General features: G+C 62.5%; 15 protein-coding genes and 1 tRNA gene. 5 read left to right on the forward strand and 11 right to left on the reverse strand.

Going from position 1 to position 24,488, the window contains the following annotated elements:
- Positions 1-27: 27 nt before the first annotated feature.
- From BMYO_RS02795 to BMYO_RS02845, 10 genes are all read right to left on the reverse strand, one after another.
- Positions 28-1,254 carry an ATP-binding protein gene (locus BMYO_RS02795; protein WP_233428058.1) on the reverse strand — a complete coding sequence of 409 codons (1,227 nt, stop codon included), beginning with the start codon at positions 1,252-1,254 and terminating at the stop codon, positions 28-30.
- Between the two features lie 304 nt (positions 1,255-1,558).
- A complete protein-coding gene (locus BMYO_RS02800) occupies positions 1,559-3,883 on the reverse strand; it encodes a DUF2207 domain-containing protein (RefSeq protein WP_094667041.1) in 2,325 nt (774 codons plus the stop codon).
- 104 nt (positions 3,884-3,987) lie between these two features.
- Positions 3,988-4,566, reverse strand: coding sequence for a LemA family protein (locus tag BMYO_RS02805; protein ID WP_094667042.1), 579 nt, complete (start codon positions 4,564-4,566; stop codon positions 3,988-3,990).
- A gap of 218 nt (positions 4,567-4,784) precedes the next feature.
- On the reverse strand, positions 4,785-7,565 hold the full coding sequence (locus BMYO_RS02810; RefSeq protein ID WP_094667043.1) for a polyribonucleotide nucleotidyltransferase: 2,781 nt from the start codon (positions 7,563-7,565) through the stop codon (positions 4,785-4,787).
- A gap of 474 nt (positions 7,566-8,039) precedes the next feature.
- A complete protein-coding gene (gene rpsO / locus BMYO_RS02820) occupies positions 8,040-8,309 on the reverse strand; it encodes a 30S ribosomal protein S15 (protein ID WP_033891585.1) in 270 nt (89 codons plus the stop codon).
- Between the two features lie 197 nt (positions 8,310-8,506).
- Positions 8,507-9,187, reverse strand: a complete 681-nt coding sequence (locus tag BMYO_RS02825) for a hypothetical protein (RefSeq protein WP_094667078.1) — start codon at positions 9,185-9,187, stop codon at positions 8,507-8,509.
- A gap of 456 nt (positions 9,188-9,643) precedes the next feature.
- The gene (locus BMYO_RS02830; protein WP_094667045.1) at positions 9,644-11,002 is read right to left on the reverse strand and encodes a Fic family protein; all 1,359 of its coding nucleotides are present in this window, start codon (positions 11,000-11,002) and stop codon (positions 9,644-9,646) included.
- Positions 11,003-11,606: 604 nt separating this feature from the next.
- Positions 11,607-11,680, reverse strand: a tRNA-Gly gene (locus tag BMYO_RS02835).
- A 437-nt stretch (positions 11,681-12,117) separates the two neighbouring features.
- Entirely contained in the window at positions 12,118-14,325 is a 2,208-nt protein-coding gene (locus BMYO_RS02840; protein WP_233428060.1) for an alpha-amylase family protein, read from the reverse strand.
- 198 nt (positions 14,326-14,523) lie between these two features.
- On the reverse strand, positions 14,524-14,979 hold the full coding sequence (locus BMYO_RS02845; RefSeq protein ID WP_094667046.1) for a holo-ACP synthase: 456 nt from the start codon (positions 14,977-14,979) through the stop codon (positions 14,524-14,526).
- A 586-nt stretch (positions 14,980-15,565) separates the two neighbouring features.
- On the opposite strand from BMYO_RS02845, the gene BMYO_RS02850 reads away from it, so the two are divergent.
- From BMYO_RS02850 to BMYO_RS02870, 5 genes are all read left to right on the forward strand, one after another.
- Complete coding sequence (locus BMYO_RS02850) at positions 15,566-16,639, forward strand: LacI family DNA-binding transcriptional regulator (RefSeq protein WP_094667047.1); 1,074 nt, start codon at positions 15,566-15,568, stop codon at positions 16,637-16,639.
- A gap of 398 nt (positions 16,640-17,037) precedes the next feature.
- Positions 17,038-18,291 carry an extracellular solute-binding protein gene (locus BMYO_RS02855; RefSeq protein WP_233428061.1) on the forward strand — a complete coding sequence of 418 codons (1,254 nt, stop codon included), beginning with the start codon at positions 17,038-17,040 and terminating at the stop codon, positions 18,289-18,291.
- A gap of 24 nt (positions 18,292-18,315) precedes the next feature.
- On the forward strand, positions 18,316-19,311 hold the full coding sequence (locus BMYO_RS02860) for a carbohydrate ABC transporter permease (protein WP_233428063.1): 996 nt from the start codon (positions 18,316-18,318) through the stop codon (positions 19,309-19,311).
- Between the two features lie 22 nt (positions 19,312-19,333).
- On the forward strand, positions 19,334-20,272 hold the full coding sequence (locus BMYO_RS02865; protein ID WP_190972388.1) for a carbohydrate ABC transporter permease: 939 nt from the start codon (positions 19,334-19,336) through the stop codon (positions 20,270-20,272).
- An 811-nt stretch (positions 20,273-21,083) separates the two neighbouring features.
- Positions 21,084-23,066, forward strand: a complete 1,983-nt coding sequence (locus BMYO_RS02870; RefSeq protein WP_094667049.1) for a glycoside hydrolase family protein — start codon at positions 21,084-21,086, stop codon at positions 23,064-23,066.
- Between the two features lie 823 nt (positions 23,067-23,889).
- Here the strand turns inward: BMYO_RS02870 and BMYO_RS02875 are convergent.
- A partial coding sequence (locus BMYO_RS02875; protein WP_143249093.1) for a transposase occupies positions 23,890-24,488 on the reverse strand: 599 nt, incomplete at its 5' end.

Here is a 24,488-nt window from a genome sequence, read left to right on the forward strand (position 1 = left end):
GCGCTGTGCGACGGACGTGTTCGCACGCTACCGTCCGGCACACAGCCAATCGATGACGTTCATAATCCGAATGCCCTCCTCGGTCGTGCCCTCGCTGAACCAGTCGAGCGTAAGCACCAGACGCGGGAAGGCATCGTTTAGCTTTCGCAACGGGGCCAGCTCGCGTTGCCGGTTCTGTTCCTCGGTCATATTCAAGGTGACCTGAATATACAGCCTCTCCGTGTTGCGGCGGGCCACGAAATCTATCTCGCCCGCCGGCAATGCACCGATGGAAACCGCATAACCGCGCCGTTTCAACTCCATGAACACAATGCCTTCGAGCTGGGCTCCGCGATCCGCGCCGTTGAAACCGGTCGCAAGATTACGCAAGCCGTTGTCCACCGGATAGTACTTGCGCTGCGGTCTGAGCATCTCCTTTCCCCGCATACGCTCCTGTTCGGCGGAATACACGATGAACGCCTTCTCAAGTGCGTTGATCTGATTGTCGATGGTCGTATATGTCGCATTCACACCAGCGCTTTTCAATGCGCGGACGACATTATTGACCGAGAACAGGTTCGCCGACGTGGAGAACAGGTAACGGGACAGCTTCTCCAGCGTGGCCAGATCACGCACGCCGTACCGGCCAGCCACATCCTTTATGATCACCGACTCATATACCGCAGTGAGAATCTCCGTCGCCCTGCGCTCATCCGGCAATCCCGCGGCGAACAGTCCCGGCATACCGCCGAACATCATGTATTGGCCGAATAACCGATCGACGGAATCATCGGCGTTCTTCGCACGACGGTAGCCGAGATATTCCTCGAACGACAGTGGATACACCGGTACGGTTACGTATCGGCCTGTAAGGTATGTGGCGAGCTCGCCGGACAGCAGCCTCGCGTTCGAACCGGTGATGTACACGTCCGTATTGTCCCGAGTGTGCAGTTTGCGTACGACCTCCTCCCAGCCGGCCACATCCTGGATTTCGTCCAGAAACACATAGAACGTACCGTTTCGGGATTGGCGGAAGGCTTCGACAAGGTCCGCATACAACGATTTCTCGTCGTATCCGATTGGGATATCAAATGCATCGAACCTGCGCACGAAAACATTGGACTCCGGCACACCCTCAGCTATCAGCATGTCCGCGTATTTCGACAGCAATGTGCTCTTGCCGCATCGCCGCACGCCGGTAAGCACTTTGATTTCCGGAGTATCACGATGCGACCGCAATGATTCAATCAGTTTCTTTCGTTCGATGAAAACCATGACATGCATCACCTCGTATTTTTAGTATACCCAAAATAAGAGGTGATACTAACTGCTATTTATAGTGCACCATAAGCTATTCACGCGCGATGCTACGTTGCATGCGAATGGACGGCATTGGCATTGGCACCATGGCTGCACTCGTCCAACAGTTTCCAGCACCGAAGTCGCTCATCTCCGCTGAATAACGCTATCGAGAGTGTCGTCTTGCTATGGATTTCAGCCCAGCGGAGCCTCCCGCCACATCACCGCCCGCCGCATCACCAACCGAACTAAATCACCGCGCTGCCCCTCATATCGAAAATCACCGACCTCCGAAGGAGCCGCCGCCGGAACCGCCGGACGAGCCGCCAAAGCCGCCACCGGAGAAACTGCCACCGCTGCCGAAGCCGATGCCGCCGCCGGAATCGGAGCTGGACGGCGCGGCGGCATCGATGGTGGAGGTGATGTCGGCGAAGCCTGCGGACAGTTGCGAGCCCAAATCACCGAAGCTCGGCGCATAGGAGCTGCCGCCGAACAACGGGGTCGCACCGAACTGTCCGGCGAGTCCACCGGCGGCCCCGGCACCAGCCCCAGCGCCAAGTCCACCAGCACCAGCACCGCGCGAATCCCCGCGCCCGTACCGGTTGTCGCCCCAAGCACCCCAACCGTACGGCCGGTATGTCCAGTAGAACATGGAATCGGCCGCGTTGTCATCGAGCCAACGTGGGTCGGATACCTGCGGATAGGCGCGCGCAAGCTCACGCATCACCTGTTCGGAGATGCCGAAGGCGGCGGCGTAGACCATGTACCAGTCCCATAGCGCCAAATCGGCGGTACCGCGGTCGGTGAAGTTGGAGAAGTCCTGCATATAGTGCTTGAGGCCCAGGCAACGGCCGGCGAGCTGCTGTCCCTGATCGGTCAGCTCGTGCATCGCGCCGGAGGTGGCACAGAACAGGCCGACAAGGAATATCGGCAGCCCGGTAATCAGGCCGACCATGCCGTACCCGATGATGACGTTGGCGAGCATCGCGCCGAAACCGAGCACCGCGGCGAGCGTACCGGCGAGTATCCACTGCCATGCCCGCGAGCGCGAGGCGTTGAGCCGCGCGTATTCCATGCCGCACGCGCCGGTGAATTTGCCGAGCTCGAGATACCCGTCCTCCCAACCGACGCAGGCCGCCCGCATCTGCTTGAGATCGAACACGGGCGCGCCGACGCGCTTGGAGATCACGATGAGCAGGTGCAGCAGCGCACCCTCGGACTCGCTCAGCCCCAGTTGCTCCCGGTTGGACCGGTCATCGAGCGACACCGGCAGAATCACGATGGTACTGGTGGCTGCAGCGGCCTTCCGACGGCCTGGATCGCCGTCGATCATACGGCTCAGTGCCAGCGGGGTGGCCTTGCTCATGTCGATGCCGCGGTACATGTCCGCCGGGCCGGGGTAGATGGCGATGGCCTTCTTCACCGCGAGCGCCAGCAACGTGGCGGTGAGCTGCCGGTTGGACAGGGACGTCTTGGACGGCTCGACCACGTCCACGAGTTTGGCGGCGGCGGCCGGACTGATGCCGGGCTGGTCACGCCAATACTCCAGCTCGCCACGGTATTTCGCGCGACGGTTGCTGGTGATGGAGGCATACAGTCCCCACGCACACAATGCCGCGCCGAGCACGACCGTGGCAATCCAGAAAATGAGTCGCGCGCGGGCCGCGTTGCGCTGGCTCTCACGCCACTGCCGTTCCTGCTCGGCCTCACTGCGCTTGAGCGCATCCAGATGATCGCCCGCGCGCGTGCGGGCGATGCCGCTGTTGCCGTTCGGGGTGACTGCGTAGGCGGCCACCAAATCCAGATAGTCGCCGGACTTGATGTTGTACGCCTTGAAGGTGAGGCCGCCGTCCGCGGCACGAGCCGTCTCCGAAGTGCGCTCGGTGTGCAGCCACGCCCAGGAGTCGTTCACGCTGACGCCTGCGGGGAAGTGCACGGTACCGCTGACCGTACCGATCGGTACCGGGTTCGACCGGCCGAACGGCTCCCATTGGAAGGCCGCCACGTCATCCCACTGCGTGGCCACGTCATGCATGGTGAAGCGCACGTCGAACTTCATGCTGTCCGCCTCGTCGGTGGCGGGTATGTTCCAGCCGATTTCCACGGTTTTGACTGAATCGGCGGTATTGGCGGGGGCGAATCCGTCCTCGCCCGGATGATAGAGCTTGGGGGCATAGTCGCCGGCGGTCACATCCGCGATGTACCAGTGGTTGGCGTAATCGGAATCCCAGGCCGCGTCCGACACGTCGCTGGGTGACTGGGGTTCGCTTTGCTGCGCATAGTCGGTCCCGCTGGTGACGTTGGTGACGCTGATGTCCGTGATGTCGGTGAGGTTATCCGCGCGTAGACGGTACTGCTGGTACAGCTGCTTCCATGGCTTGACGTTGCCGTCGCCGTCCTCGCGCTGCTTGAGCTTCACGTCGATGTGCTGCGTGACCTCGAGATCGCCGGAGGTGGTGACGTTCACGTCATAGTCGAGCGTGCGATAACTCAAGTCCGCGTCATCGGCGATGCTGGGTGCGAACGTGAGCACGGCGAAGATGGAGGCCATCACCAGCGTGATGATGACGCTGAGGATACCCGCACGGATGAATCGCTTTCCCATGATTCCCTTCCCTATCGTGGCTTTGTCGTCAACGTCACACCAACCACGCCAACGTCACGCCAACGCCACGTTCTCATCGCCTATCTCCGGCCGGAACCGCGGCGTCAGAACGCGACCCGCGGCGCTTGGCGGGCGGGCTCGTCGGCCTCGAAATACTGGGCCTGCTCGAAGTGGAAGAGCCCGGCGATGATGTTGGTGGGCACGGTCTCGATGGCGGTGTTGAGCTTCAGCACCACGTCGTTGTAGAACTGGCGGGCGTAGGCGATCTTGTTCTCCAGATCCTTGAGCTGGCCCTGCAAATCCATGAAGTTCTGGTTGGCCTGCAACGCCGGATAGGCCTCGGCCGTCGCCTGCAGGTTGAGCAATGCGCGGGAAAGCTGGTTTTCAGCCTCGGCACGCTGCGCCGTAGTGCCGTTCGGATCGGTTGCCGCGGCCACGGCACCGGCACGGGCGGCGGTCACCTGACTGAGGACCGCGTTCTCATGCGCCGCGTACCCCTTGACGGTTGCGACGAGGTTCGGAATCAGGTCGGCACGCTGCTTGAGCTGCACGTCGATCTGCGCCCATCCGTTCTTCACCCGGTTTCGCAGTGTGACGAGATTGTTGTAGGCGCCGATGGCCCAGATGATGATGGCGATGACGAGAACGATGACAACGATGCCGATAATCAGGCCGACGCTCATGTGCGCTCCTTCGTGCGGGGACCCTTCTTGAGTCCAACGATACTACGCAAAAAGCCCGCCGCATATAGCGACGGGCTTGAGCTTATCGTTGGCTCCCCTCGCTGAGGGGAGCTGGCCGCGAAGCGGGCGGAGGGGAGTAACTGCTTACGGGGAACTCCCCTCAGTCTCACTTCGTTTGACAGCTCCCCTCAGCGAGAGGAACCTAAGACCGGCTGATCTCAGTCCTCGAACGGATCGAAGTCGCGGCGGACGCGACGGCGCGGGCGCTCGGAACGCTCTTCACGGTCGGCGCGGTAATCGTCGTAGTTGTCGTCGGTGGCGTAGCGCGGGTTGCGGTCGGTACCACGGCCACGACCGGAGGAACGGCGCGGACGATCATCACGGTCATCACGATCCGAGGAGCGACGGCGACGCGGACGATCATCGTCGCGATCATCGAAATCACGGTCATCCGAACGACGACGACGCGGACGATCATCACGATCATCACGGTCATCACGATCGAAATCACGGTCATCACGATCATCGCGATCAGCCGGACGACGACGACGCGGACGATCATCGAAGTCGTCGCGGTCATCACGATCGTCGAAGTCACGGTCATCCGAACGACGACGACGCGGACGATCGTCGCGATCGTCGCGGTCATCACGATCGAAATCGCGGTCATCACGATCGGCCGGACGACGGCCACGGCCGCCACGGCGGTCATCACGGGAGCCACGGCCACCGCGACGGTCATCGCCGCGGTCCTCACGGGAGCCGCCACGGCCACCGCGGGCGGCGCCGGAGTCCTGATCCTCGAAGCCGGGGATGGCCAGGGAGATCTTGCCACGGTCGTCCACGCCCTGCACGACGACCTCGACGGTGTCGCCTTCCTTGAGCACGTCCTCGACGGAGTCGATGCGCTCGCCGTTGGCCAGGTTGCGGATCTGCGAGATGTGCAGCAGACCGTCGGTGCCCGGGGTCAGGTTCACAAACGCGCCGAACGACGTGGTCTTGACGACCTTGCCGTTGTAAGTCTCGCCGGCTTCCGGCACATGCGGGTTGGCGATGGAGTCGATGATCTGCTTGGCCTTCTCGGCGGCCTCGCCACCCTCGGAGGAGATGTAGACGGTACCGTCATCCTCGATGGCGATCTCGGCGCCGGTGTCCTCCTGAATCTGGTTGATCATCTTGCCCTTCGGGCCGATGACCTCGCCGATCTTCTCGACCGGCACGGAGGTGGTGAGGATGCGCGGCGCGTACTCGCTCATCTCGGCCGGGCCGTCGATGCACTCGTTGATGACCTCGAGAATCGTGGTGCGGGCCTCGTGGGCCTGCTGCAGGGCGGCGGCCAGAATGTCAGCGGGGATGCCGTCGAGCTTGGTGTCGAGCTGCAGTGCGGTGATGAACTCGGACGTGCCGGCCACCTTGAAGTCCATGTCGCCGAAGGCATCCTCGGCGCCCAGGATATCGGTGAGGGTCTTGTAAACGTGCTCGCCGTTCACATCGCCGGAGACCAAGCCCATGGCGATGCCTGCAACCGGGGCCTTGAGCGGCACGCCGGCGGCCAGCAGGCTCAGCGTGGAGGCGCAGACGGAACCCATGGAGGTGGAACCGTTGGAGCCGATGGCCTCGGAGACCTGACGGATGGCGTACGGGAACTCCTCACGGCTCGGCAGCACCGGCACGAGGGCCTTCTCGGCGAGGGCGCCGTGACCGATCTCGCGACGCTTCGGGGAGCCGACGCGACCGGTCTCGCCGGTGGAGTACGGCGGCATCTCGTAGTTGTGCATGTAGCGCTTGGACTGCGGGCCGGACAGCGCGTCGATCTGCTGCTCCATCTTGAGCATGTTCAGCGTGGTGACACCCAGGATCTGGGTCTCGCCGCGCTGGAACAGGGCGGAGCCATGCACGCGCGGCACGATATCCACCTCGGCGGACAGGGTGCGGATGTCCTTGAGGCCACGGCCGTCGATGCGGTAGTCCTCGGTCAGGATGCGGCGGCGGACAATCTGGCGCTGCAGCTCCTTGAAGGCGTTGCCGAGCTCCTTGTCCTTCTCGACGTCGTCCATCTCCTCGAACTCGGTGGCGAGCACGTCGCGCACGTGCTCCTTGATCTCGTGGATGCGGTCCTGACGCGGCAGCTTCTCGGCGATGGAGAGGGCCTCGTCCAGATCCTTGTGGGCGATCTCGTCGATGCGGTTGTACAGCTCCTCGGTGTACTCCGGGAACAGCGGGAACTCCTTGGTGGCCTTGGCGGCCTTCTCCTTGAGTTCGTTCTGCGCCTCGCAGATCACCTTGATGAACGGCTTGGCGGCCTCGAGGCCCTGGGCCACGACGGTCTCGTCCGGCTTGGTCTGGCCCTCGTCGTAGATGAGGTGCCAGGCGTTCTTGCCGGCACCGGCCTCAATCATGGCGATGGCGACATCGCCGTTGTCGATCACACGGCCGGCGACCACGATCTCGAACACGGCGCGCTCACGCTCGCTCCAGCGCGGGAAGGCGACCCACTGGCCGTCAATCAGCGCCAGACGCACACCGGACACCGGGCCGGAGAACGGCAGACCGGAGATCATGGTGGAGGCGGAAGCGGCGTTCAGTGCGATGACATCGTACGCATCGTCCGGGTTCACGGCGAGCACGGTCTCGACGACCTGCACCTCGTTGCGCAGCGTGTGCGGGAACAGCGGGCGCAGCGGGCGGTCGATGATACGGCAGGCGAGGATGGCCTCGCTGGACGGACGGCCCTCGCGACGGAAGAACGAGCCCGGGATCTTGCCCGCGGCGTACATCTTCTCTTCGACGTCGACGGTCAGCGGGAAGAAGTCGTAGTTCTCCTTCGGGCTGGAGCCGGCGGTGGTGGTGGACAGGATCATCGAATCGTCGTCCAGATAGGCGGCGACGGCACCGTCGGCCTGCTGGGCAAGACGGCCGGTCTCGAAGCGCAGCGTGCGCTTGCCGAACGATCCATTGTCGATGACGGCCTCAACGGCCTTGATTTCGGGACCCTCCATAGGGTTCCTCCTTCTGTTTTCTGTTATTCCTACATACTGTCCGCGGTTGCGTGCCGGGCGTCTGGCCTTCCGGCCGCCCGATACCGGTTCGTCTTCGGTTCTTCCGCGCCCCGGTCGTCCCGACCGTGCGCCGATGCGACTGGACCGAAGCTCGCATACACCGCGATTGTCCTCTTCAGCGGACGTCACATACCCTCGTCGGCGGCGACCCCCTGGCCTCCGCCCCTCGTGTCAACCCGTCTCATTCGGGCTCTCTTATCGGCCGATCCTCGTGTCCTCAGCCCTCATGCACCCGATGTATTCGCGCGTCCATGAGCCTGCGGTCCGCGACGGCCTGTTCACTTCCGGCACCTTCGGTGCCCACGGCCGCCGTCTTCCGGCCTATCCTCATAACCCTCTTGCCGTTGTTGCCGTTGGCTGGCGATATGCAAAACGCCCGAGCACCATCCTAGGTGCTCGGGCGGAAGTCTTCAATTATCGACGCAGGCCCAGGCGCTCGATCAGGGAGCGGTAACGGTTGATGTCCACGCGCTTGAGGTAGTCAAGCAGACGACGACGATCACCGATCATGAGCTGCATACCACGACGGGAATGGTGGTCGTGCTTGTGCTGCTTGAGGTGCTCGGTCAGGTCGGAGATGCGCTTGGACAGCAGGGCCACCTGAACCTCCGGGGAGCCGGTGTCACCTTCGTGCGTCGCGTACTCGTTGATAATCTGGGTCTTTTCTTCAGCCGTCAGTGCCACGGCATCCTCCTTAATTGTGTTCGTTGCGCGGTGATTCGGGTGGGTGTACCCGAAACGCTCTCTATCCGCGGGCGAAATCACGCCAAATGAAAACTATAGGTCGAGGGGCGGACGGAGGCGGATGGAGGCGAATAGAGAGCGCGGTTTGACGTTCGCTCACGTCATACGGTCGGACATACAGTCATACGGCCATACGGTCATACGGTGGTCAGCACACCGCCGAACAGTACCACGAACAACGCCAGCGCCTCGATCGCGAAGTACAGGATGAAGCTCGCCCAGCTTTTCGTCAGCACGTTAAGCGGCGAGGTCTTCTTGATGATTACCAGAAGGCCGACGAAAATCACGGCATACACGGCGACGCCGATCGCGGCGGCGATGATGCCGACGTTCGCCGCGTTCGCCAATCCCGCCTGATCGCCGTACACCACGTATGTGGAGTACCAGAAATTGAGGTTGAGCATGCTCAGGCCCGCCACGAACTGCTCGGCGGCCAGTCCCAGCACGAACACCACCAGCCAGGGCCAGGACGGCGAAACGACCACCGCCATCGCCAATCCCACATAGGTGATGACGACCGTAGACCATCCCACAAGGGCGATGCCACGCGGGTCGATGCCGCCGAGTGCCGCGGTGACGGCCAGCGTGTCGTTGACGGCCAGCGAACGGCCGAACCAGTAGGGCCCTACGATGGCGGCCAACACCGCGAGAATCAGAACCGCCCAGCGCACGGGATGCGACCGGCGACGCTCGATGTCTGCTAGGGACAAATCGGTTTCGGGGATGGACGGATCCGGGTGCTTGGAAACCTCAACGGTTTCCACCTTGCCGCCCACCACTTCGACGGCTTCGTTCGGTTCGACGGGCGTGTCTGGCAGCGCCGGTTTGATGAGCTTGGCGAGTTCAGACTCGGCGGCGGAGGCGGGTGCAGCGGAGGATGATGCAACGGAGGCTGGCGCAACAGCGGATGCGGGCGCAGTGGATGCGGGCGTCGCGGATTCGGGTGCAGCGGCGGCGGATGCGGCAGTTACAGGAGTCGCGTCAGGCGAAGTCACACCAGGCGCGGCCTCGACATTGTTGGGCTCCGCCACGTCCTGACGTACTGCAACATCCCCCTGTTCAGACATCTCAGTCATCTGTTCAGTCATGTTGGAATTCAGAGCATCCGCGGTCTTGTTGGCGCGCGCCATACATCCCCCGTCCTGTCCCATCGCGGCGGCCGTTGTCGCTATCGCCGCCGACCGCCGCCGGTTCGTTCATTACGTATCGGTTATATGGTACTCGCGGTTGTGCTGCGGGACGATGAAGTCGCGAGGCAGCGCCATGCGCAAGATTCAAGTTAGCTCGTCTACAGGTTGTGGGAGGAGTCTCTGGAGTCGTCTTCCCGGTCGCCCCCCTGCTTCTTCTTGTTGTTGGGTTTTGTCGCCGTGTTCTCCACCGTCCTCTCCTATTCCGGCATCGAGGATACCCTTCAACGATTCCGACGCCCGTATCTTCAGGGGGCGCTTCCCGGATTGAATGACAAGGCCCATGTCCATGAGCTCCCCCACATACTTTCTCGCGCTCTGCTTGGATAGGCCGATATGATATGCGGCATCGTCCAGCGTCATGGACTTGGACGAGTCGAACATCTCCTCCTGGATCACGCCGTACAGTATCGAGACTGCTTTCGCGGACAGACCGTGCTTCCGTTCAAGCTGGTCACAAACCGCCTCGCCTTTGCCGAGCCGGTCGACCCTGACCTCGAGTTCGTCGATCAGCTCGTCCTGGGCCCGTTGGATGAACCCGAGGATAGTGTTCACGAAGAACGTGAGCTCGCCGCAGTTCAGCTTGCCCTCCGCTTCCATGAACGCCTTGTAGTAGGCGTTCTTGTTTTCCGCGATGGTGCGGGACAGCGACAACACGGTGGGCATGGTCAGGTCGTGGTTCAGGTACAGGGCCAAGAGGTACCGACCCGTCCTGCCGTTGCCGTCGTAGAACGGGTGAATGTATTCGAACAGGAAATGTGACATGATGGCCGCCGGCAGCCGGGGAATCTCGTCGGAGGTCGCAAGATGGATCATGCTGGTGAGAAGTGCGCTGATGTTGCTTTCGCCTGTGACTCCGTTGTGGATCGCGAGCCCGTGAGGGCCTTGTATCTCCACGTCGCCCTTCCGGAACAGCTCGCCGTCCGGCTTGTCGTTCTTGTCGATTTCGTCTAGCACGACCTTGTCGTAGATGTCGCGGATGTCCGCAATCCCTGACGGCAGTGCGGAGTCCCTGTCCGTGAGGTGCAGATACAGTTTGGCAAATTCACTGAACCTGGCCTTGGCGTCGTCGCCTCCCTTCCTGGCCTTTTCGGCCGCGGCCACGGCTTCCCGGGTTTCCTTGCGGGTGCTGCGTACGCCCTCCATCTCGTTGGTCGCGAACAGTTCCTCGCTGATGGAATGCCGTATGTAGTCCCAGCGCATGACGCCGGGGAACTGGTTCCAGAGCCGGGATATCCGCCGCTCCGCGAGGAGTATCTTCTCCATGAGCAGGGATGTCTCGCGTGGCGTGGCGGCGTACAGTTCGCCCAGAGGGGTGACGACCCCAGTCCTAAATGTGGAGTCCGCCTCGAGTCGTTGCCGGGCAAGCTTCGCATGGTTGTTGAAGGCGTTGTTCGTCCTATCGGCGTGAAATACCCGTGCCAAACTCCTATATTCCATGCCCATTGTCCAAGCATTCTTTCCTGATTTGACCTATAAATTATAGAAACTATAAAATAGAGAGAGGAATAAGTCAAACAAAACTGTTTATAATATAAACAGTATAAATTCCAGACGATTGAAATCATTCCCGATTATTTTCCCGACGTCAGGGAATGGTCTAAGTCAATGTTTCCAATGGTTTTGAACCAGTCCTGATTTCTGAATGCCCCATGCTCGCGTCATTCGTCGATGTTGGAAGCGAGATTGCGGGAATCCTCGTAGGCGGCGAGGTGCACGTTCCCCCGGTGAAGCTGTCCCCTACGAATCCGGCGTCATCAAGCAGATGAAACCGCGCCATTACACTATTTATAAGGCATCAACACCCGCTACGTAGCAGTCACTCAGCGATACATCATTAACACCCAACAACCACATTCGGTTCCGATGTCTTGTTCGATGTGAGCTTCGGCGCCTCTTCCTAACTGTCGGTCAGAGGCGACCCTATTAGTCGCCCTATCTTGCCTTTCTGCGCCTAATTTTGCATCATGGCGCAGCAGTATGCGGCGTTGTGAGCAGATACACAAAAGGCCGAAACCCTTGGAATCGTTGGGTTTCCGGCCTTTTCAAGTGGAGCGGATGACGGGAATCGAACCCGCGTAATCAGTTTGGAAGACTGAGGCTCTACCATTGAGCTACATCCGCGTGTGGTCGTCGCTTTTGGCGACTTGGGCAATTATACACATTTCTTCGGGCGTCGCAACCGGCGGCGAGCATAATGAGCTCCTCGGCAGACGGTAAGTATGCGGAATGACAGGGCAATCGCGTACTCGTCGTCTCCAACACGGTCACAGCAGACGGTAAGTATGCGGCGCAACGAAGCAGTCGCGTACTTACCGTCCCTGATGAGCCCAATAGAGACGGTAAGTACGCGCGACCTTCGATGAGACGCGTACTTACCGTCTGCTAGTGGTCCGTCCCACTAATAATTGGGCACTGCATCTCCTGTCTCCCCCAGTCAGCTTCGCTGCCAGCCCCTCGCCAGAAGGGGGCCAACACCACTCAGACAACTAAGAGACGGACCACTAGGACCCGAAAAGCACCGCGCAGTCAGCGCAGTCCCGACTCAGTCCACGCACGCCTCACAGCCGCACGAACCGGGCCTCGTACGGCTCGAGATCGACGTCAACCGGTTCGGCGATGATGCCGTCACTGGCGTTGAGGTGCGCATGTTGGGGCTCGTCGGAGAAGTTGAACAAACCCACCAGCGTAGCGCCTGCCGAACCGGCATCCACACCAACGGCATCCACGCGGGCCGCAGCCCCGCCAGCCGCGACACCAGCGGTACCAGCGACATCAGCACCACCCGCATCAACCCCGTCACTCGCGCCATCCACCTTACGGACCACGGCAAGCACGGAATCATTGAACGTATCCCATGTGCTCACCCACGCATCCGGCGCGAAGCACGGGTCGTGACGCTCCTCGCGCAGTCCCTCCATGCCACGCCACAGACGGTTCTGCAGCGTACCGGACTTCTTGCGCAATGCGGCGGCCTCCCAGTCGAACTTCGACCGATGCAGGTTGCGGCTGTCCTCCACACGATCCGGATCGTCCTTGTAATCCCAGCCATTGAGCTGCCCGATCTCGTCGCCGCAGTTGAGCATCGGGAATCCGCGCAGGAACGCCATCGTCTGGTGCATGAGCAGGTCACGCTTAATCGAGGTCTCCAGCAGAGGCCGGTCATGCGTGATGATCGCCCGTTCGATGCCGGTCAGCGAGGCCGTGGTGCCGCAGCTGCGGGCGTCTCGGGTGACGGCGTCATAGTTGTACAGTTCGCCCATCGACCAGCTGCCGGGCACCGCGCCCTCGTAGAAGTGGTACAGGAACTCCTTGTGCTTGAGCGGGTCGATGCCGAGCTCACGTTCCACGTCCTCATCCAGTCCCCAGCCGATGTCGTCGTGGCAACGCAGGTAGTTGACGAACCAGCAGTTCTCGGGCAGGGCGTCGAGCTTGTCGATCTGGGCCTTGAGCAGGCGCACGTCGCGGCTGGCGAGCGCGCTCCACAGGTTCACCATGATGGACACGTTGTACAGCATGTGGCATTCGGGAGCCTCGGGCGTACCGAAGTACGCGGCGAGCTCCTTCGGCGCCATGACCACCTCGCCCTTGAGCACCACGGCGGGACAGACGCATTCGAGTACGATGCGCAGCATACGCACGATGGTGTGGACCTGCGGCAGGTTGCGGCAGTTGGTGCCCAGCTCCTTCCAGATGTACGGCACGGCGTCGATGCGGAACACCTCCACGCCGAGGTTCGCCAGATGCATCACGCTGCCCAGCATCGCCACCAGCACCTTGGGATTGCGGTAGTTGAGGTCCCACTGGAACGGATAGAACTGGGTCATGACCCATTTGCCCATCTGCTCGTTCCAGGTGAAGTTGCCGGGCGCCGTATTCGGGAAGACCTGCGGTACGTGCGCGTCGTACTCGTCCGGCACGGTGCGGTCGTCGTAGCAGAAGTAGTAGTCCTGGTACTCCGGATCGCCGTCCTGTGCGGCCTTGGCCCAGCGATGTGAGGACGCGGTGTGGTTCATCACGAAGTCGATGCACAGGCTGATGCCGGCGCGGCGCAGCTTCCTGGCGAGGTTCGCGAGGTCCTCGTTGGTGCCGAGCTTGGGATCGACGGTGTCGAAGTCCTCGACCGCATACCCGCCGTCGTTGTTCGGATGCGGCATCGTGAGCAGCGGCATGAGGTGCAGGTAGGTGAGCTTCTGCTCCTTGAGGTACGGAATCTTGTCGGCGAGCTTCCTGAGATCGCCGGCGAACAGATCGGTGTACATGGTCATGCCGAACATGTCGCCACGCTTGTACCACTCCGGGTCCTGCTCGCGGGCCTTGTCGAGACGCTTGAGATCGGCGGGGCGGGCGGCGTACGCCTCGGCCATGCGCTCGACGAGTGCGTCGAAGGCATCATGATCGTCGTACAGGCTCATGAACAGGCGCTCGAGTTCGGCCTTACGGGACTCAAGACGGGCGGCGAACACCGGGCTTGCGGCGGCACGGGCCGGGCTCTTCCCGGTGGCACGATTGGCGACGCGGGTCGCCGCCGCCTTGACGGTGCCGGCTGCGGATTTGACGGATTTGGCGGCTCGGCTCGTTTTCCGCGGTTGAGGCGTCACACCGACTGACGCAGCCGGAGCGACCTGCGACTTGGTCGCGCGCACACCCGTTTTGGCACCATTGGCACCATTGACGGCACCGCCCACGGCACTCGCAATCGTCTCATTGACGCCACGCTTGGCTGCGCGGTTCGACTTGGCCTGATGCGTTGACTCACCTTGAGCCATAGGAAACTCCTTCGTCCCTGTTGTCCGCCGGTATCCGTCGCCGACGTGTTGGGATACACGATATCAAACCGGTTCGATACAGGCAATCGCGGCACGCCGGAATGACAGGAATGCAAGCGCACAGGAATGCAAGAGCACAGGAATACAAGCGCACAAGAATACAAGAGCACAAGAACGCAAGAGCACAAAAGCGCAACGTCAGCCAACGTCAATGATCACCACGGCGGAGGCGACCGGCCCGTCATGGCTCAATGAAATATGGACGGACGGGATCGCCTCCACGCCCGCATTCGCCTGCCGGCGCGCAACACCCCCATCCCTGAACGTGAGCGCGACCTCACCGGAGAGCGTTACATGCGGCACGCCATGAGAATCATCAAGGACCTCGACCTCGCGCCACGGGAAGTCGTCCAGCGTGAACGGGGAGTCTGCCGACCCCAGCGCCTCGCACCACGCTTTGAGGAACGCCTCCTTGCCGGCCCATTTGGCGGCCAGATGCACGGCCTCGCCGTCGCCCTTGGACCGCGCCCGTTCGGACGCCTGACGGACCTCACGCACCGAGAACAGCGCGCGCATGCGCGTGCCCGGCTCGGCGAGCTGCGCCGCGAACGCCGATACATCCACCACGTCATGGCCCAATCCGCACACACCCATACGCACCTCTCATCGGCAGAAATCCACTACGGCACTTATTACATGACAATAATCGGAGCGACGGTCGCCACAGCGGTGCGATTGCGATTACGCACGATGACCGCCGCCGACGTCCGCCCGCTTCGTCAGCCTGCCCTGGGCGCGCTTCCCGGGCTGCACCACAGTCCGCACACTCGAGCCTTCTTCGTACCGCGCGAAAACGGTGGCGGTATGCATGCCCCGGTCAGCACACTCCAATCCGACCGCACCACCCACGTCAGTCAAATTGTTGACCTGCGAGAACGAATCAAATAACCGTTGAAATTTAAGGCAACACTCCGGCAATGACACATTTTGTAGTCAAACGTTTGACGTCTTAACTTGGTTAACAACAAAAGCCAACGAAGGTCGCGCAAGCCACCGCAACGCCGCACGGCACCGATAACCAACCGCACAACAGCCCGTACACATACATTCGAGGCCCGCCAGCGGCCCGCAAGACCGCACGACCGCACGACCGGCGCGGACACCGGCGCACCACCAGCGCACGGCCGGCAACCGCAACCGAACACGAGCAGACACGAAAGCAACCACAAGGAGGGAACGCATGGTCACGATGAAGCACATCGCCGCCCAAGCCGGCGTATCCATCTCCACGGTCTCGCTGGTGCTCAACGGGCATGACGCCGGACGCGTGAGCCCCGAAGTGGCCGAGCGCATACGCGGCATCGCCGAAGGACTCGGCTACCGCACCAACCGACTCGCCAGCGGCCTGCGCACCAACCGCAGCCGCATCATCGCGTTCCTCAGCGACGAGGTGGCCACCACGCCGTTCGCCGGCCGCATGATCGAAGGCGCGCAGGACGCCGCCCGCGCCCTCGGATACCTGCTCATCACCGTCGGCATCAGCAACGGAGGCAAGGGCACCGGTTCCGACCGCGAGATCCTGGCGCTCAAGCAGTACGGCACCGACGGCTTCATCTACGCGCGCATGTTCAACCAACGCACCCTCTTGCCGCAGTCCCTGCGCGATTGCAAAGTGGTCGTCGCCGATTCGACCGACGCCACCGACGCCGCGCCCAGCATCGTGCCCGACGAGCACAGCATCGGATTCAAGGCCACCAGTCATCTCATCGACGCCGGATGCCGGCGCATCGCCTACGTGGGCACCATCCACAACATGATCGCCCAGCCGGGCCGCATCTCGGGATACGTGGACGCCCTCGCCGCGCACGACATACCGTTCGACCCCGAACTCATGATCAACGTGGAGTCCGGCAGCGACGCGGCGGCCCGCATGCCCGCGTTCTTCGACCGTCATCCCAACATCGACGGGTTCTTCTGCTTCAACGACACGCGCGCGTGGAGCATCTACACGGAGGCCATCCGCCGCGGGCTGGCGATCGGCAAGGACATCGCCGTGGTGGGCGTGGACAACCATCAGGTCATCGCCGAGGCGCTCGACCCGCCGCTGTCCACCGTGGAGCTGCCGCATTACGAGATGGGTTACTGGGCCGTGGGCAAGCTGGTCTCGATGATCGAAGGGACCGAGGTCGCGCCTTTCCCGAAGGAGGGCTATCCCGTTGACCGCGTGCCGCTGCCTCCGCTCACCGACCACGCAGCGAAGCTGGACTGCAAGCTGAGAATCAAACAGTCCTGGATGAGGCCGCAGCGCACATAACCGGTCCGTGCGTAGCCAATCCGCACGCAACTAGTCCAAGCGACGGCCGATTCCGGATCCCCGGAATTCCCTCCTGCCCGGCTCCTTCCCGGTTCCTTTGGCAAGGAGTCGGCCCACGAGCCCGGCCCACCCGCCTGAGCCACTCCTAGCCCACCCACCTGCCTCACACCCGAACCACCCACCCGCTCGCCTCACACCCGAACCGCCCACATTCCAACCTCGAACCGGTTCGACACCCAACACACTTACCCCTCATCATTCAAGGAAGAACAAGAAAAGAAGGAGGAGCATCATGCCCCACACCATCAGGCGCGCATCCGTCGCAAGGCGCACCGCCAGAAACCGCGCGGTCACCCGCGCCCACGGTCGCGACGCTCGCCATCGCAAGCCTCGCGACCGTGGGCGGCTGCGGCGAGGCGGCTCGCGCGGCGGCGAAGGCCAACGCCAACGAAATCACCATCTGGACGCATTCGGCCGGCAGCGAGGCCGAGCTCGCCGGCGTCCAGCAAATCATCGACGACTACAACGCCAGCCCCGACAAGAAGGCCACGGTCAAGCTGCAAGCCTTCCCGCAGAGCTCGTACAATGACTCCATCATCTCCGCATCCTCCGCGAACAACCTGCCGTGCCTGGTGGACGTGGACCAGCCGAACACCCCGTACTGGGCGTGGGCCGGCATCCTCGAGCCGCTCACCGACGAGGCGCTGCTCGAACGCGCCGACGACCTCATGGAATCCGGCAAGGGCACTTGGAACGGCGACCTGTACACCGTGGGCTACTTCGACGCCACGGTGGCCCTGTTCGCCCGCAAATCCGTGCTCGACAAGCTCGGCATCCGCGTAGCCACCGTGGACGAACCGTGGACCAAGGCCGAGATGGACGACGCGCTCGCCAAGCTCAAGGCCAGCGGCGAATGGACCTACCCGTTCGAAATCGGCACCGCCGACAACAAAAGCGAATGGTATGCCTACGCCTACGCTCCGATTCTGCAGTCCTTCGGCGGCGATCTGATTAACCGCGACGGTTACCAGAGCGCCGACGGCGTGCTCAACGGCAAAGAGGGCAAGGCATTCGCCCGCTGGATGCGCGACCTCGTGGCCAAGGGCTACATCTCCTCCAAGGGCGGCTCGGACACCGCGCTCGACTTCGTCAACAACAAGTCCGGCCTGCTCTACGGCGGCATCTGGTCGATGAGCACCTTCAAGAAGTACGCCAAGGACTACGACGACATCGTGGTCATGCCGATGACCGACTTCGGCCACGGCTCGGTGACCGGCGGCGGCTCCTGGACCGTGGGCATGACCCAGTCCTGCCCGAACAAGGCCGCGGCTCAGGACTACATCCGTTTCTCCCTGCAGGACAAGTACGTCGCCAACATGGCCAAGGCCGGCATGAACATCCCGACCACCGAAGGCGCGCAGAAGCTCGTGCCCGAGTTCTCGGACGGCGGCGACATGCAGATCTTCACCGAGATCTCGAAGAAGTACGTCAAGATGCGCCCTGAGACCCCGGCCTACAACTTCATCTCCACCGAGTTCCGCAAGACCATCGGTGACATCATGAACGGCGCCGACGTGGACACCTGGCTCGACAAGGCGGTCAACCACATCGACGGCAACATCCAGGGCGCCGACGGCTACCGGAAGAACTGACCGGAGAACTGAGAGGGAATCATCATGACCAACACAACCGCAACCTCCGCGAGCGCCACGAACGCCGCAATCGCCGGGCATGCCGACGCACCCGTCGCCACGCCCGCCGCTACACCCACACCCGCACCGACCCGGCGCAAGCGCACCGCCGAACAGCGCCACGAGAACGCCGTGGGCTGGGCGATGCTGCTGCCCGCATCCATCCTGCTGCTGCTGTTCATCGGCATCCCCGTGCTGCTGGCCTTCGGCCTGGCGTTCACCAACGCCCGCACAATCAGTCCGAACCCCACCCGGTTCATCGGCATCGAAAACTTCACCCGACTGTTCTCCGACCCGACGTTCTGGTTCGCCCTGCGCAACGTGGTGGTATTCGCCGTGGTCGTCGTGCCGGTGCAGGCTGGCCTCGGACTGCTGCTCGCCGTGCTCATCAACAAGCAGGTGCGCTCTTCCGTGTTCTTCCGCACGGTCTACTTCCTGCCCGTGGTGACCTCGATGGTGGTGGTCTCGCTGCTGTGGATGTTCATCTATCAGAACGACGGCATGCTCAATCAGGTGATGGCCAAGCTCACCTTCGGCCATTGGCAGGCCGTGGACTGGCTCAACGACCCGCGCACCGCGATGGGCGCCATCATCGTGATGTCCATCTGGCAGGCCGTGGGCCAGCACATGCTCATCTGGCTGTCCGGTCTGCAGACCATCCCCGGCGAGCTGTACGAGGCCGCCGAATTGGACGGCTGCAGCGCCTGGGAGCAGTTCAAGAACGTGACCTGGCCATGCCTGCGCTCCACGCGCAACATGATCCTCATCACCATCACCATCGCCGCGATGAGCCTGTTCACGCAGATCAACGTGATGACCCAGGGCGGCCCGCGCGACGCCACCACCACCGTGGTCTTCGAGGCCGTGCGCTCCGGCTTCCAGCAGCAGGAGATGGGCTATGCCTCCGCGATCACGCTTGTGTTCTTCTGCATCATCATGGTGATCACCGGCATCCAGCGGCACCTGACCCGCGAGAAGTAAGAGACGAGAGAAGGATTTTACAATGAGCAACGCAACGACCATGGCCGCGCACGACAAGCGCGCGGCGAAGGAATCCAAGAAGGTGGCCTACAAGCACAACCGGCTGTCCGTGGGCGGCTGGATTGTACGCATCCTGTTCGCCTGCCTGTTCTCCTTCCCGCTGATCTTCATGGTGGTCAGCTCCCTGAAGCCCGACGACGAGATCATGGCCGACCTGGGCTCGATCAAGGCGTTCCTGCCGGTCGGCCACATCTCGCTCGAGAACTACGCGCAGGTCTTCACCCGCGTGCCCGCGGCCACCTTCCTCATGAACTCGGTGATCATCACCGTGGTGACCGTGGTGCTCGGCGTGATCGTCAACTCGATGGCGGCCTTCGCCATCCAGCGTCTCGAGGTGCGCGGCAAGAAGGTCATCTTCACGTTCATCCTCGCCACGCTCATGGTGCCGTTCGAGACGTACGCGATTCCGCTGCTGTGGTGGGTCAACCAGCTGCCGCGGCCGGTGGTGGACCAGTTCGGCCTGTACTTCACCCGTGGATGGATCGACACTCTGCCGGTGCAAATCGTGCCGTTCATTGCCAACGCCTTCTCCGTGTACCTGTACATGCAGTACTTCGAGACGATTCCGAAGGACCTCGACGAGGCCGCCCGCGTGGACGGCGCCGGCTGGTTCCGCATCTACTCGCGCATCGTGATGCCGCTGTCCGGCCCGGCCACCGCCACCGTGGTGATCCTGAGCTTCCTGCCGATGTGGAACCAGTACGTCTGGCCGCTCATGGTGGTGCAGTCCGAGAACCTCAGGCCCGTGATGATCGGCGTGCAGTACTTCCAGCAGATGACCACCTCCTGGGGCCAGATCATGGCCTACAGCTCGCTGATCACCGTCCCGATCATCATCGTCTTCGTCCTCTTCCAAAAGCAGTTCGTCAGCTCCATCGCCTCCTCGGGAGTAAAGGGCTGAGAGTCCAAAGGAAGCCCAGTGGGCTTTCGACGACTCTCAGCCTGAGCGAGACGACAGTCAAGCGAAGGCAATACTGAGTCTCGCCGAAAGGCGGGTCCGTAATTGCGGACTGAGCCGTTAAGAAAACAGTCCGGTGGACTGTTTTAGGCTCAGCCGAGCGACGACAGTCGCGAGGTAGCACTGAGTCTCGTCAGAGGCGAGTCCGTAATTGCAGAATTGAGCCTCACCGAAGACGGACCTCCCCTAATCCTGAACTGCGAATTCGGCTCCCCTCTTTGAGGGGAGCTGTCAGCAAGGCGACTGAGGGGAGCCCCAGACCAAGCGAGCCTCAGACCGAGAGGCCCCAGACCAAGAGGCCCCAGCCTCGCCAAAGACCAACCTCCCCTAATCTCCGGGCCACGCCTCGGCTCCCGTCTCCGAGGGGAGCTGTCAACGAAGCTGACTGAAGGGAGCCCAAGGTCAACGGCCCCAGCCTCGCCACAAATCAATACTTGCCGGATGGGCTTTCCCTTTTTCACCCATCCGGCATAACCCATATTCGGACGGTGCGTACCATTACCCGACAATCCCTATCCAATCCGCCCCGACCACACCGGCGGGCACGTCACCCTTACCCCACCTAACCATCCAGCTCAGCCACATCGGCTGGCACGTCACCCCCGCGTCACCCATCTGGCCATCCACCCCGCCTGACCATCCACCCCAACCGCAATCGAACCCATCCCACCACGGCAAACCGCGCCGACGACCACGACGCGCCCGTCGACAATCCTGATTTTGCCGTATTCCCGACCTCAAGGAGTATGTTCCCATGACCAACATCATCAACGCCGACGGCTACACCTCGTTCGAGGCGTTCGCCGAATACCACGGCGACGGCAACACCCCCGCCACCCTGCGGCTTACTCCCGCGAATCCGAACGTGTCGCCGCTTGAGGCGCATCTCGACGCCGCCGAGCGTCGCAAGCGCATCATCCTGCCCATCGACCCCGCCGAGCACTACACCCTGCATATCGACGGTCTCACATTGGGCTTCGCCTACCTGTCCGGCGGCGAAAACCTGCTGGAGCGCGGCATCCGCATCGTCACGCCGGACACGCGCGCCGCCGCGCACCGCCCGCGCGCCCACTTCGAGCCGGCGCAACACTGGATGAACGACCCCAACGGCCTGTGCCGCTTCCAGGGACGCTATCACCTCTTCTATCAGTTCAACCCGTACGGCTGGCAGTGGGACAACATGCATTGGGGCCATGCCGTAAGCCGCGACCTCCTCCACTGGACCGACCTGCCGATTACGCTGCTGCCGCAGGACGACCTGCCGCGTGACCCGAAGCTCGCCGGCGGCGCGTTCTCGGGCTCGGCCGTCACTGTGGACGCCGACGGCCGTATCGTGCCGGGCGACGAGGCGAGCGTCATCCGCATCTACCTGACCCGTCATTGGGAGCGCCGCGGAGACCACGATTCCGTGGAGGAGACGCAGACGACGGCCATCAGCACCGACGGGCTGACCTTCAGTCCGGAGACCACGGTGATCCGCCGCCCCACGGAAGACATGGGCCGCGACTTCCGCGACCCGAAGATCGACGACACCCTGTTCGACGGCACGGCGCTGGCCGGAACGCCGACCATCGTGGTGGCCAGCAACCTGCCGTCCGAACAGGCACCCGCCATCGGCGAGGACGGTTCCGCCCCGGTACCTGCGAACCATGAATCCTTCTGGTACGCCGATTCACCGTTCGACAAGGCCGGCCAGTGGCAGCCCGACCTGACGCGCACGTCGGCGCTTGCCCTGTTCCGTGCCACCGACACCGATCTGAACAAGGCCGAATGGCGTTATGCCGGCCCGCTGCTGTTCGAGACCGGCCTGCCCGAAACGTACACGTACGAGTGTCCGGACGCCTTCTCGCTCGACGGCACGGCCATGGCCATCGGGTCCGTGATGAAGCTGCGTGACACCTCCGGACGGTTCCAGCCCATCCGCTGGTACACGGGTGCTATTGCCGACGACACGGCGGATGCCCCGAAGTTCCGCGTGGACCATACCGGTTGGTGCGATTTCGGCTCCTGCTACTACGCAGTGCAGTCGTTCCGCGACCGTCATGCGGTGGCGAACGGCACCCCCGTAGACCGCCGTATCGCCATCGGCTGGCTGTGCGACTGGTTCGGCGTGCGCATCGAGCGCGACGACTACGCCAACGGCGTGATGAGCCTACCGCGCGAGCTGCATGTGGCGGACGGCCGTCTGACGTCCCGACCGGTTCAGGAGGTCTACGACCTGCTGATCGGCGACATGCTCGACGAGATTTCGGTCAAGGACTCCGCGGCTGCGAACGGCATCGCGAGCAACAGCGCAGATGGCACCGCAAATGGCGCAGCAGCCACCGACGCTAAAACCCGGCGGTTCGCAGCGCCCAGTCACGCGTATTATGCGGACATCCGCCCCGAAGCCGGTTCGGCGTTCTCGATGACGTTGGTCTCCGGCGTGCGCACCCAGCCGGACGGCACGGCCGCCGACGCCACACTGCGTCTGACGAGCGACGGCACCGCGGTGCATCTGACCACCACCGGATTGCCGACCGACGGTTTCGACTACGTTTCCGCCACCAAGCACGTGGAGCGGGTGGAAGTGTTCTACGATCACGGCGTGGCCGAGGTGTTCGTCAACGACGGCGAGGATGCAGGCGCGATCCTCTTCGACTGCGACAACGTCAACGCCCCGGACTTCAGGACCGAGCCGGTCATCAGCGGGCTCACCGGCTCGGTCGTCGTTCGCGAACTGCGTAGCGCGCGCTAGTCTTGCTCAGCTCACAGCACCGCACACGCGCTTATCAGGATGGGCGTCCGCTCTCGGCGGGCGCCCATCCGCCGTATCAGGGGTGTGTTCGCCGTCAATCGCCTATCTGCGTTACGAGGGGCTGGTCCGCATCCGAATAACAAGCACAACTGGCGTCTTCGTGGCATTCCCGGCGGGATTAGCCGGAGCGACCAGCCCCTCGTAACGCAGATACGCCCGATTCGAGCCTGTTCGAGCGAGATGGCCACGTCACGAGGGCTGGTCTGTATTCGAATCGCAAGCACAGCCGGCATCTTCGCGGCATTCAGCTACCAGCCAGCCCCTTGCTGCCCCAATTCGAGCCCATTCAAGCGGGATATCTGCGATATCTGCGTTGCAAGGGGTACTTTCGCCGCTTCCCGGAGACCTATCTGCTTTGCAAGGGGTACCTAATCGTACATATGCCAAGTACGAGCGTTGCAACGACGGCATTCCTACTCGCCATATCGCCCATCAGGTACCCCTTGCAAAGCAGTTACCTCTCCGCAAACCGCCCCAAGTACCCCTCACAACGCAGATACCCTATCTAAATCGACCCGTTTTCATCGCACACACCGCGCTGAGGACAATCTGGAAGTGCCCGCGAGGATCTGGGACCTGTTTCAACACACACACCGCGTAGAAACTTCTACACCCGACACCGAACAGCCACTGGTTATTGAGCAATCCACATCATTACGGAAACGCGATCGCCTCATCGCACACCGCATAGCGAACGCCAATCGAGCCTTTTGCACCGCTAGTGGTCTGTCTCTAAATAAGAGGCTTGTGCTGTTTTCGTGGGTTAGGTTGTGGGCTTTGGTAGTCGGATGTCGAGGCCGCCGCATCGGAGCATGATCAGGGCGATGAGGTTGTCCACGTGGTGGAAGCCGTAGGCCATGCGGATGGTGACCTTGATCCTGTTGTTGAACGCCTCGAGTCTGGCGTTGGAGTAGCCCAGCTCGATCGTGCGCAGGATGTCGGGCCGCCGTCTGCGGATCTTTTGGGAGAGTTCGACGATCTCGGGGATGCGGCTGTGGGACGCCCAGAACACCCAGTGTTTGAGTTCCGCGGTGGCCTGTCCGAGCGGGTGCTTGAGCAGGTTCCTCAGCAGTTCCTTGAGCTGCCATGCGCGGTAGAGCTGGCCCTTGGGATCCGTGTTCCTCAATGCGGCGAGGGATTCGTCCTGCCGGTCGGTGAGATGGTCGGGGTTCTTCAACACGGCGTATTTGACGCCGCGCATGCGCTTGACGCCCTCCTGGTCGCCGCCGCGCCTCGCATCGTTCCACAGGCGCTTCCTGACGTCGTCGAGCGCGCCGGTCATCCAGCTGACGATGTGGAAGCCGTCGAGCACGCGCTCCGCGTTCGGGCAGTGCTCCTTGACGCATGAGTCGATCCACTTCG

The sequence above is a fragment of the Bifidobacterium myosotis genome, from assembly GCF_002259745.1.
GTDB lineage: Bacteria > Actinomycetota > Actinomycetes > Actinomycetales > Bifidobacteriaceae > Bifidobacterium > Bifidobacterium myosotis.